At 71.1% G+C, this 11,031-nt stretch carries 10 protein-coding genes, 1 tRNA gene and 1 pseudogene; 9 read left to right on the top strand and 3 right to left on the bottom strand.

All coding sequences use genetic code 11. The annotated features are described in order from the left end of the window. Positions 1-2: 2 nt before the first annotated feature. Both I5I_RS00925 and I5I_RS00920 read left to right on the top strand, forming a co-directional pair. Positions 3-1,550: an ABC transporter substrate-binding protein gene (locus tag I5I_RS00925; RefSeq protein WP_051039406.1), complete on the top strand. Its 1,548-nt coding sequence runs from the start codon at positions 3-5 to the stop codon at positions 1,548-1,550. After that, positions 1,537-3,291: an ABC transporter permease subunit gene (locus I5I_RS00920; protein WP_036315249.1), complete on the top strand. Its 1,755-nt coding sequence runs from the start codon at positions 1,537-1,539 to the stop codon at positions 3,289-3,291. The genes I5I_RS00925 and I5I_RS00920 overlap by 14 nt, the downstream gene beginning before the upstream one ends. A gap of 67 nt (positions 3,292-3,358) precedes the next feature. On the opposite strand, the gene I5I_RS00915 is transcribed toward I5I_RS00920, so the two are convergent. From I5I_RS00915 to I5I_RS00905, 3 genes are all read right to left on the bottom strand, one after another. After that, positions 3,359-3,652, bottom strand: coding sequence for a hypothetical protein (locus I5I_RS00915; protein ID WP_036315242.1), 294 nt, complete (start codon positions 3,650-3,652; stop codon positions 3,359-3,361). Between the two features lie 24 nt (positions 3,653-3,676). Then, positions 3,677-4,003 carry an ArsR/SmtB family transcription factor gene (locus tag I5I_RS00910; protein WP_036315238.1) on the bottom strand — a complete coding sequence of 109 codons (327 nt, stop codon included), beginning with the start codon at positions 4,001-4,003 and terminating at the stop codon, positions 3,677-3,679. Between the two features lie 78 nt (positions 4,004-4,081). Next, positions 4,082-4,579 carry a MarR family winged helix-turn-helix transcriptional regulator gene (locus I5I_RS00905; RefSeq protein ID WP_016464639.1) on the bottom strand — a complete coding sequence of 166 codons (498 nt, stop codon included), beginning with the start codon at positions 4,577-4,579 and terminating at the stop codon, positions 4,082-4,084. A gap of 88 nt (positions 4,580-4,667) precedes the next feature. Here I5I_RS00905 and I5I_RS00900 point away from each other — a divergent pair. From I5I_RS00900 to I5I_RS00875, 7 genes and pseudogenes are all read left to right on the top strand, one after another. Then, positions 4,668-6,351: pseudogene (locus I5I_RS00900) on the top strand (FAD-dependent oxidoreductase). A gap of 67 nt (positions 6,352-6,418) precedes the next feature. Further along, positions 6,419-6,580, top strand: coding sequence for a hypothetical protein (locus I5I_RS17020; RefSeq protein WP_167487204.1), 162 nt, complete (start codon positions 6,419-6,421; stop codon positions 6,578-6,580). Next, a complete protein-coding gene (locus tag I5I_RS00895; protein ID WP_051039405.1) occupies positions 6,577-6,882 on the top strand; it encodes a metal-sensitive transcriptional regulator in 306 nt (101 codons plus the stop codon). The genes I5I_RS17020 and I5I_RS00895 overlap by 4 nt, the downstream gene beginning before the upstream one ends. Before the next feature lie 73 nt (positions 6,883-6,955). Beyond that, positions 6,956-7,027: transfer RNA gene (locus I5I_RS00890), tRNA-Gln, on the top strand. A gap of 1 nt (position 7,028) precedes the next feature. Further along, positions 7,029-8,501, top strand: a complete 1,473-nt coding sequence (glmU, locus tag I5I_RS00885) for a bifunctional UDP-N-acetylglucosamine diphosphorylase/glucosamine-1-phosphate N-acetyltransferase GlmU (RefSeq protein ID WP_036315236.1) — start codon at positions 7,029-7,031, stop codon at positions 8,499-8,501. Continuing rightward, positions 8,476-9,510 carry a ribose-phosphate diphosphokinase gene (locus tag I5I_RS00880; protein ID WP_036315232.1) on the top strand — a complete coding sequence of 345 codons (1,035 nt, stop codon included), beginning with the start codon at positions 8,476-8,478 and terminating at the stop codon, positions 9,508-9,510. The genes glmU and I5I_RS00880 overlap by 26 nt, the downstream gene beginning before the upstream one ends. 95 nt (positions 9,511-9,605) lie before the next feature. Then, positions 9,606-11,009, top strand: coding sequence for a cation-translocating P-type ATPase (locus I5I_RS00875; RefSeq protein ID WP_306305720.1), 1,404 nt, complete (start codon positions 9,606-9,608; stop codon positions 11,007-11,009). The last annotated feature ends 22 nt before the right edge of the window (positions 11,010-11,031 follow it).

Here is an 11,031-nt window from a genome sequence, read left to right as displayed (position 1 = left end):
CCATGACCCCCCCCCGACGATCCCTGAGGATCCCCGCCGTCCCCCTGACCGCCCTTCTCCTTCCGGCACTGAGCGGCTGCTTCCCCGGCGTGGGCGCCCCCCCCGGCGCCGCGTCCGATGAACGCGTGTCCGTCGCCATGCTGCAGCCGCCGCGTTCGGGGCTGTCGCCGCTGAGCGACGACGCGTTCAAACTGTCGCGCTGGAGCACGCNCGAGACCCTCGTCGTCCTCGACGACGATGCCGTCGCCCAGCCCGCGCTCGCGACCGCCTGGACGCAGACTGCCGACACCACCTGGCGCTTCGAGATCCGCGACGGTGTGCGCTTCCACGACGGGACGGCCCTGACGGCCGACGCCGTCGTCGGCTCGCTCCAGCGCGCCGCGGCCGCCAGCCCCGTGCCGCGCATCCTCAAGGGCGTGGGGCTTCAGGCCCGGGCCGACGGGAACGCCGTCATCGTGACCACGGCCGACGTCGACCCGCTGCTGCCGCAGCGCCTGTCCAGCCCGCAGCTGTCGATCCTCGCTCCCTCCGCGTACACGGGCGACACCGTCTCGCCGATCGGCACCGGCACCGGTCCGTTCCGTCTCGTCGCGGTCGACGGCATCACCGGCGCCACCCTCGACCGGTTCGACGGGTACTGGGGCGGGCGCGCCAAGCTCGCCGGCATCGACGTCTCGTTCGTGCCGGACGGCACCGCGCGGGCGGCCGCCCTCCGCACCGGCACGGCCGACATCGTCGAGGCGGTCCCCGCCGGACAGGTCGCGACGGTCGACCCGGAGCTCGTCCACGAGGTCCCGATGCCGCGCACGAACACGCTGTACTTGAACACGGCGAAGGGGCCCTTCGTCGACCCGGCCGTGCGCGCGGCGGCACGCGCCGCGATCGACCGCGCCGCGATCATCGCGTCGGTATACGAGGGACGCGCCGACGAGGCCCGGGGCCTGCTCGGTCCGGCCCTCGCGTGGACGGTGGGCGCGCGCGACACCACCGCCTACGAGGCGCTGCTGTCGTCGCGGGCGACCCCCGGCACGGTGGACGCGGTGCCGATCACCCTCGGCACCTTCACCGACCGTGCCGAGCTGCCCGAGGTCGCGGTGCTCGTCGAGCAGCAGCTGGAGGCGGCGGGCTTCGTCGTCACACAGGACGTTCGCGAGTACCAGTTCATCGAGGCCGATGCGCTCGCCGGTGCGTTCGACGCGTTCATTCTGTCGCGTGCGACGGTGCTCGACTCGGGCGACCCGGTCGCCTCCTTCGCCTCCGACTTCTCCTGCGGCGGCGGATTCTCCCTTTCGCAGCTGTGCGATACGGAGGTCGACGCGGCCATCTCGACGGCGTCGCGGACGGCACCGGGCGTCGAGCGTCAGCGTGCGATCCTCGCCGCCGAGGCGCGGATCCTGGCGACCGACGCCGCCGTGCCGATGCTCCACGAGCGCGTCGTGCAGGGCGAGTCGAGGCGCGTGCGCGACGCGGCTCGCGACCCGCGCGAGCGCACCCTTGTGACCATCGACACCTGGATCGATGCGGCCGCGACGGGCGATGCGCAGGGCTGACACGGCGGCGCTCGTCTCGCGGGTCGTCGCCGTCTTCGCGCTGCTGACGATCGCCGGGGCCCTGCCCTGGCTGTCGCAGCGCGACCCGGCGGCGTCGATCCTGCGGGCACGCTACGCCGAGCTCGAGCCGACGCCCGAGGCGCTCGCCTCGATCCGCGCCGAGCTCGGGCTCGACGGCGGTCCCCTGGCCATCAGCGCGCGCTGGTGGTCGGGGGTCCTGCGCGGCGACCTCGGCACGTCCTGGGTCAGCGGCGGCGCGGTCGGACCGGGAGCCGTCTCGGCGTTCGGCGTCTCACTCACGCTCGCCGGCTTCGCCCTCGCCGTGGCGCTCATCGTCGCAGCGGCGCTCGTCGCACCGGCGTGCCGTCGTGTGCTCCGCGACCGGCCGGTGCGCGGTGCCGGACCCGCCGGCGTCGTCCTCACCGCGATGCCGGAGTTCCTCCTCGCGAGCGCGCTCCTGGTCGTCTTCGCCGTGCAGCTGCGACTGTTCCCGCCCTACGGCTGGCACGGCATGGTCAACGTCGTGCTGCCCGCGCTCGCGCTCGGCATCCCGGCCGGCGGTCTCATCGGACGTCTGCTGGTCGACGCCCTCGCCGGAGCGAGCACCGAGCGCTGGACGCAGATCTGGCGGCTGGCCGGAGCGGCGCCCGCGACCGTGCTGCGCGGCGTCGTCCGGCGCGCTGTCGCCGCCGTCGTGGATCAGGTGGGACTCGTGCTCATCGGGATGCTGGGGGGAGCGGTCGCCGTCGAGCAGGTGTTCGCGATCCCCGGGCTCGGGCGCTACCTGCTGGGCGCGGCCAATGCGCAGGACCTGCCGGCGCTGCAGGCCGGGGTGCTGTTCATCGCCCTCGCGGCGATCGCCGTGGGGGTGCTCTTCGGCGCACTCCGCCTCTGGGCCTGGGGTGGGCCGCTGCCCGAGGGCGCTCTGGCGCCGCCGCCGGAACACCGGCCGCGCGATCGCGTCGCCCTCGTCTCACTCGTCGTCGCCGGATCTCTGCTCGCGCTCATCGTCGCCGCGGGCATCGTCCGCGACCCGTACGCGAGCGCGCATCCACGGTTGGCTCCGCCGTCGTGGGCCCTTCCGTTCGGCGCCGACGCCTCCGGGCGCGACCTCCTCGCGCGGGTGGCGCACGGTGCCCTCGGCACCCTGGGCCCGGCGCTGGTGATCGTGCTGGCGAGCGTGCTGATCGGCGTGCTCGTCGCCTTCGCGGGCGCAGCGGCGGAAGGTCCGGTCGAGGTCGCGAACGCGACGCCGCCGATCATCGCGGGCGTCATCGTGGCCGCCCTCGTCGGCCCAACGGCCGGGGGAGCGGCGGCGGCCGTGCTCTGGGTGAGCTGGCCGCCGCTGGCCGCACACGCGCGGAGCCTTCTTGCCGAGGCGCGGGCCCTGAGCTACGTGCGATGGCTTCCCGTGTTCGGCATGGGGCGCGCCGAGGCGACGCTGCGCCATGTCGTGCCGACGGCGCTGCCGCCGCTCGCGCGCCACGGAATGCTGCGTCTTCCGGGTATCGCGCTGGCCCTCGCCTCGCTCGGCTTCCTGGGTCTCGGGGCGCAGCCGCCGATGCCCGAGTGGGGGCTGCTGCTGGCCGAGGGCATCGCCTACGTCGAGCGTGCGCCCTGGACGACCCTCGCGCCGGCCTCCGCCCTGATCCTGGTCTCGGTCATCGCGGTCGCGGGGGCGAGCCTGCGGATGCCGTCGCGCCGCGGTGCGGTGCGGCGAGAACCGGCCGGGGCGCTGTGAACGGCAGAAGGGGTGGTGANNNANAATCCCTCNCCACCCCTTCTGCGCGCGGTGCGCTGAGGCGGGCTCAGTGCTCGTCGTAGTGGTCTCCGTGAGCGGCGTGCTTGTGACCGTCGTGGACGTAGTCGACGTGGTCGTCGTGCGTGACGGCCTCGTGTCCGCAGGCGTCGCCGTGCGCGTGCTCGGCGGCCGTGTGCTCGGCGACGGACTCGTGCTCGTCGTAGTGGTCGCCGTGCAGCGCGTGGTGGTGGGTGCCGTGGACGTAGTCGACGTGGTCGTCGTGCGTGACGGCCTCGTGTCCGCAGGCGTCGCCGTGCTCGTGCTCGGCGGTGGTGTGCTCGGCGTGGATCTCGGTGGTCATGTCGTGTCCTTCGGGTGTGAGTGCTCAGTCGTGAGCGACGTGGTGGATGGTGTCGTCGTGGTCGACGGGCTCGTGCACGTGCGCGATCGCATCGGCGATCACGTGGGTCACGTGCAGATCCGCGACCCGGTAGCAGATCTCCTTGCCCGACCGGGTCGCAATCACGAGACCGGCCTGGCGCAGCGTTCGGAGGTGCTGTGACACGAGAGGCTGGGACATTCCGGTCGCCTCCACGAGGGAGCCGACCGTGGGGGACTCGTCGCCGATGATCCTCAGGAGCGCCAGTCGCGACGCGTTCCCGAGAACCTTGAAGAGCTCTGCCGCTGAGGTGAGCCCCGGCTCGGTGTCCATGGGTCTATCCGATCAGACGCATAAACGAATTGCAATATTTTGATGAAGATGAGAGCGATTATCGGTCGAGAGTGATTCTCAGGAATCGAAGCCCAGCGACAGCTTTCGCAGCAGGCCCGCGAGTCGCTCGCGATCGGAGCGTGACAGCACGCTGAGCAGCAGGGCTTCGGCGTCGACGAGGCGTGTGATCGCGGCATCCACGCGGGTCTTGCCCTCGTCGGTGATCGTCACCAGAACGCTGCGTCCGTCACCGGGATCGGCCTCGCGGCGCACCAGGCGGCGTCCGACGAGGCGATCGATGCGGTTCGTCATCGTGCCGCTGGAGACCAGCGTCTGCTGCAGCAGCTGCTTGGGACTGAGCTGGTAGGGCTCGCCGGCCCGTCGCAGTGCCGACAGCACGTCCCACTCCCAGGGTTCGAGGTCGCTGCGACGAAACGCCTCGCGTCGCGCCCGGTCGAGATGCCGCGACAGGCGATCCACTCGCGAGAGCACCTCCAGCGGCGAGAAGTCGAGATCCGGTCGCTGGGCGCCCCACGCGCCGACGATGCGGTCGACTTCGTCGTGCTCGGTGGACATGCCTCCATTATCGTCACGGCGGCCCTCGGAGTTGCGTCAAGATACCCCCGGGGGTATTGTGTGAACACGCGTTCGAGAAGGAGAACAGATGCGCATCGTGATCGTCGGGGGAGTGGCCGGAGGCATGAGCTGTGCCGCGCGTGCGCGCAGGCTCGATGAGGCGGCCGAGATCATCGTCCTCGAGCGCGGCGCGCACGTCTCGTTCGCGAACTGCGGCCTGCCCTACTACGTCGGCGGAGAGATCGCCGATGAGTCCGCTCTGCTCGTGCAGACCCCGGCCTCGCTGAAAGCGTCTCTCGCGCTCGACGTGCGCCCCGGTCACGAGGTGACGGCGGTGGATGCCGCGGCCAAGACCGTGACCGTGATGAGCGCAGACGGTGTCGACACCCTGCACTACGACGCCCTCGTGCTGGCTCCGGGCGCCGCCGCGGCGACGCCGCCCATCACCGGACTGGACTCGCCGCGGGTGCGGACGCTGCGCAGCGTCGAGGACGCGGTCGCGTTGCGTGATCGCGTCCAGGCCGGTGCGCGCCGGGCCGTCGTGCTCGGAGCGGGCTTCATCGGCATCGAGGCCGCCGAAGCGCTCGCCCAGCGTGGGCTGCACACCACCGTCGTCGAGTTCGCGCCGCACGTGCTGCCCCCGCTCGAGGACGAGCTGGCCGCCCTCGTGACCGCGGAACTGCGGACGCTCGGCATCGAGGTGCGTGCCGGCACCGCGGCCACCGCGGTCGAATCCGGTGAGGACGGCGACGTCGTCGTCCTCGACGACGGGACCCGCCTGGACGCCGACATCGTCGTGCTCTCGGTGGGTGTTCGTCCCGACACGGCGGTCTTCGAGGCCGCGGGCGTCGCATGCGTGCGTGGGGCGATGATCATCGACGAGCACGGACGTACCTCGCTGCCCGACGTCTACGCGGTCGGTGATGCGACGGCATCCGTCGACGCCGTCACCGGGGCCGTGCGTCCCGTCGCGCTCGCCGGACCCGCCAACCGCGCCGGACGGCTCGTCGCCGACGCGATTCTCCGTCCGGAGCACGCTCGTCCGCTTCCGCGCCCCGTCGGCACGGCGATCGTCCGTGTCGGTGCGCAGACGGTGGCGATGACCGGCGCGAACCGCGCCGCGCTCGCCGCCGCCGGGATCGACGCGGACACGCTGCACCTTCATCCGGGCCAGCACGCCGGCTACTTTCCCGGCGCCTCGCAGATCCATCTGGTCGTCCACATCCGTCGGAGTGACGGTCTGCTGCTGGGAGCGCAGGCCGTCGGCGCCGACGGGGTCGACAAGAGGATCGACGTGCTCGCGACGGCCATCCGTGCGGGCTGGGCGGTGGATGAGCTGATCGACCTCGACCTGGCCTACGCACCTCCGTACGGTTCTGCGAAGGATCCCGTNCACATGGTCGGGATGGTCGGCGAGAACGTCCGGAGCGGGGCCCTCCGCCTCTGGTACGCGCAGGAGATCGACGCGGTCACCGAGACCGCGCTGATCCTCGACGTGCGCACCCCCGCGGAGCTGTCCACCGGGCACCTGCCCGGGGCGCTCGCATCCCGCACACGCGTTGCGCGGCCGGCTCGACGAGGTGCGTGCCGCCGCCGCCGGGCGACCCGTGCGCGTCATGTGCCAGTCGGGCGTGCGCTCCGCGATCGCGCACCGCGTGCTCGCGCAGGCCGGGTTCGACTCGGCGTCCCTGTCCGGCGGCATGCTGACGCTGCGCGCCGTTCTCGGTGAGCACGCGGATGCGGTGCTCGTCTCCGACCACGCCCGCATCTGAGCGGCGCGGACTCTTCGCCGCACCACCGACAACGTCATACGTACGAACGACGAGAAGGAGAACTTTCATGTGCTCAGCAGTAACGTGCCGAACCTGCGGCAAGACGACGTGGGCCGGCTGCGGCCAGCACGTCGATCAGGTGATGAAGAACGTGCCGGCGGCCCAACGCTGCCCCGGCCACGAACAGGAAGCGGGCGGCGGCTTCCTCGCCCGCGTCTTCGGACGATGACGGCGAACGCGTCCGCGTCGGACGCCGCGACAGCGCACGACGGCGCCGCGCAGCGCAAGATCGCCAATCGCCTGCGCCGCGCGCGGGGTCAGCTCGATGCGGTCATCGCCGCCGTCGAGGAGGGAAAGCCCTGTCGTGACGTGGTGACCCAGCTGGCGGCGGTGTCCAGCGCGCTGGACCGCGCCGGCTTCGCCATCGTGTCCACGGCGCTGCGGGAGTGTCTGTCCGACCCGGAGGGTGCAGCCGCGGAAGACGGCGTCACCGCCGACGAGCTGGAGAAGCTCTTCCTCATGCTCGCCTGAGCACGGCGATGCGGTCATCCGGGGTCGGGACTGGCAGACTGGAGCGGCACACCCGCCGTCTCGTGGGGTGCGGTCCGCCGTAGTGTAACGGCAGCACGACAGCCTTTGGAGCTGTGAGGTTCAGGTTCGAATCCTGGCGGCGGAGCATGACAGAGAACACGTTGGATGCGTCCCTCGCCGTCGTGATCCTCGCCGCGGGGCAGGGAACCCGCATGCGGTCGTCGCTGCCGAAGGTGCTGCACCGCATCGGGGGTCGCCCGCTCGTCGGACACGTTCTCGACACGGCCCGCGACCTGTCGCCCGCTCACGTTCTCGTCGTCGTCCGGCACGAGAGGGATCTCGTCGCCGATGCGGTGACCGGTATCTCGCCCGAGGTCGTCGTCGTCGACCAGGACGAGATCCCGGGCACGGGTCGCGCCGTCGAAGTCGCCCTGGACGCCGTCCCCGATTTCGACGGCGACGTGCTGGTGCTTTCCGGTGACGTCCCCCTGCTCGATGCCGAGACGCTGAGCGCCCTCATCCGAGACCACCGCTCGTCCCGGGCTGCGATCACACTGCTGTCGGCCGTGCTCGACGACGCGACCGGCTACGGCCGCGTCGTGCGCGCCACCAACGGCGGCGTGGAGCGCATCGTCGAGCAGAAGGACGCCACGGCCGCGGAAGCGGCGATCACCGAGATCAACGCGGGCGTCTACGTCTTCCAGGCGGAGATGTTGCGTTCGCAGCTGGCGCGTGTGGGCACCCAGAACGCGCAGGGCGAGAAGTATCTGACCGACGTCGTGGGCCTGGCCCGCACCGCGGGGCTCGCCGTCACGGCATCCGTCGTCTCCGACGTCTCGCTGACGCTCGGCGTCAACGATCGCGCGCAGCTCGCCGAGGCCGGGCGCCTGCTCAACGCGCGCACCGTGCGCCGGTGGCAACTCGACGGCGTCACGATTCAGGATCCGGCGACGACCTGGATCGATGTCACCGCGACCCTCGCGCCCGACGTGACGGTATTGCCCAACACCCACATCCTGCGCGCCACTGCCGTGGCTGCCGGCGCCACGATCGGACCCGACACGACGCTGGAGGACTGCGAGGTGGGCGAGAACGCCGTCGTCCGCCGCACTGATGCGACCCTCGCCGTCATCGGGGCGGGCGCCTCGGTCGGACCGTTCGCCTATCTGCGGCCGGGTACCGTGCTGGCCGACGGAGGCAAGATCGGAACGTTCGTGGAGACGAAGAACTCCACCATCGGCGCAGGCAGCAAGGTTCCCCACCTGTCCTACATCGGCGACACGACGATCGGACGCGGCGTGAACCTCGGCGCCGGCGCGATCACCGCGAACTACGACGACATCGCCAAGCATCGCACCGAGATCGGCGACGAGGTGCACTCCGGCTCGCACAACGTCTTCGTCGCGCCCGTTAGGATCGGAGATGGCGCCAAGACCGGTGCCGGTGCGGTGATCCGGAAGGACGTCCCGCCCGGAGCTCTCGCCTTGAGCGTTGCCCCCCAGCGCAACGTCGAGGGGTGGGTCGAGAACCACCGACCGGGAACGGCCGCGGCCGCGGCTGCCGCACGTTCCCGCACTGCACAGGAAGCGGACCATGGCGCGCAAGAAGCACACGGTTGACCTGGACGTCGAGCGCGGGATCGCCCCCGGACTCGTCGCCAAGACCAAGAAGCGTCTGGTCGTCGCCAGCGGCAGCTCGCATCCGACCCTGTCGCATGACGTCGCCCAGGCGCTCGGCACCGAGCTGGTACCGACCGAGCATCGTACGTTCGCCTCCGGCGAGATCCTGACCCGCTTCGAGGTGTCGATCCGCGGCTGCGATGCCTTCATCATCCAGTCCTTCGGCCCCCCGGTGAACGAGTGGCTCATGGAGCTGCTGATCATGCTGGATGCCGCCAAGCGCGCCTCCGCGAAGCGGATCACCGTCGTCGCGCCGTATTACCCGTACTCGCGTCAGGACAAGAAGGGTCGCGGTCGCGAGCCGATCAGCGCGCGTCTCGTCGCCGATCTGCTGAAGACGGCGGGTGCCGACCGCGTGATGAGCGTGGACCTGCACGCCGCTCAGATCCAGGGGTTCTTCGATGGACCGGTCGATCACCTGTTCGCCAAGCCCGTGCTGCTCGAGTACTTCCAGAACAGCCTTTCGGCCGACGACCGTGCCAAGCTCACCGTCGTCTCGCCCGACACCGGGCGCGTGCGCGTGGCCGACCAGTGGTCCGACTCGCTCGGAGCGCCTCTCGCGATCATCCACAAACGCCGCGACCCGAACGTCGCCAACCAGGTGACCGTCAACGAGATCGTGGGACACGTCGAGGGTCGCGTCTGCCTGCTCGTCGACGACATGATCGACACCGGCGGCACCATCGTCAAGGCGGCGCAGGCGCTGAAGGCCAACGGGGCCGAACGGGTCATCGTGGCGGCCACGCACGCGGTGTTCAGCGCTCCGGCGACCGAGCGCCTGCAGGATGCGGCGATCGACGAAGTCGTCGTGACCGACACGATTCCCCTTGCGGACGAGAAGCGCTTCCCGGGGCTGACGATTCTGCCCATCGCTCCGCTGCTCGCGCGCGCGATCAAAGAGGTCTTCGAGGACGGCTCGGTCACGAGCATGTTCGACGGCGCCGCCTGAGCCCGCCGCCCCCGGTCGCGGCGGCGTGAGCGTCGCCGGACGTCATCCTGGCGATCGCACCCGCGGCGGCGAAGCGCGCCTCCTAGGATCGCGGTATGAGCGCCCACGCTGCTGCCGACGTCGAACTCACCGTTGCCGCCCCGCACGCCGCTGACGTCGCGGAGGTTCGCCGCCTCCTTCGCGTCGGAGAGGACGGCCTGACGGCGGACGACGCGCGAGCCCGACATGCTGTCGTCGGGCCCAACCTTCTGCCTGAGCCGAAGCGCACGCCGGCGTGGCAGCGATTCCTGTCGCACTTCAACGACACCCTGATCTACATCCTCCTCGCCGCCGCGGCGATCAAGGCCGTCATGGGCGACTGGCTCGACTTCTGGGTGATCGTGTCCGTCGCCGTCATCAACGCCGTCATCGGCTACGTCCAGGAAGGGCGGGCGGAGAAGGCCCTCGCCGGCATCCGTGGCATGCTCTCCGCGGATGCGACCGTGCGCCGGGAGGGACGTTGGACGACCGTCGCGGCCTCCGAACTGGTTCCCGGCGACGTGGTGCGACTGATGCCCGGCGACAAGGTGCCCGCCGATGCACGCATCGTCGAGGCCACCCAGCTGCGTGTCGACGAAGCCGCCCTGACCGGTGAGTCGATGCCCTCCGCGAAAGCACCGGCGGCCGTCGCGGCGGAAGCGGGGGTGGGGGACCGGTCCTCGATGGTGTTCTCCGGCACGATCGTCACTGCGGGGCAGGGGGTGTGCATCGTCACCGGCACCGGGGCGCGGACGGAGATCGGCAAGATCCAGGCGCTCGTGGGCGAGGCGGGCGCGCTCGAAACTCCGCTGACCGCTCAGCTGGCCGCGTTCGGCAAGACGCTGACACTCGTCATCCTCGGCATGGCGCTGGTGATGATGGTGATCGGCCGATACCTGCACGAGATGCCGTTGCCCGACCTCGTCTCGGCGACGATCGGCTTCGCGGTGGCGGCGATTCCGGAGGGGCTTCCCGCCCTGGTCACGATCACGCTGGCGATCGGGGTGCAGCAGATGGCGCGGCGCCACGCGATCACGCGCAAGCTGCCCGCCGTGGAGGCGCTGGGCTCGGTCACCACCGTGTGCTCCGACAAGACGGGAACGCTGACGAAGAACGAGATGACGGTGCGCACCATGCTCACCCCTCTCTCCCGCTACGAGGTCTCCGGGCTCGGCTACGACCCGACGGGAACGATCACCCCTGCTGGCGGCGCAGACCTGGCGGCGTTGCTGGCCGTCGCCGACCTCTGCAACGATGCATCGCTGGAGCGGGTGGCGGACGGTACGGATGCCGGTCGGGCTCACCTTCTCGGCTGGTCGCTGGTGGGCGAGCCGACCGAGGGGGCGCTGAAGGTCGTCGCCATGAAGGGGGGTGTCGACAGCGCTGACGCACGCCGCATCGCCGTCGTCCCCTTCGACTCCGCCAACAAGTTCATGGCGACGCTGCACGAGAGCGCGGACGGTTCGCGGGCGGGACTCTAGAGGATCCCCGGGACCGAGCTCG

Origin of the sequence: Microbacterium sp. B24 (assembly GCF_000333415.1) — a bacterium.
Lineage (GTDB): Bacteria > Actinomycetota > Actinomycetes > Actinomycetales > Microbacteriaceae > Microbacterium.
Note: the sequence above shows the minus strand (reverse complement) of the source record. Positions and strands in the feature narration are given on the sequence as shown.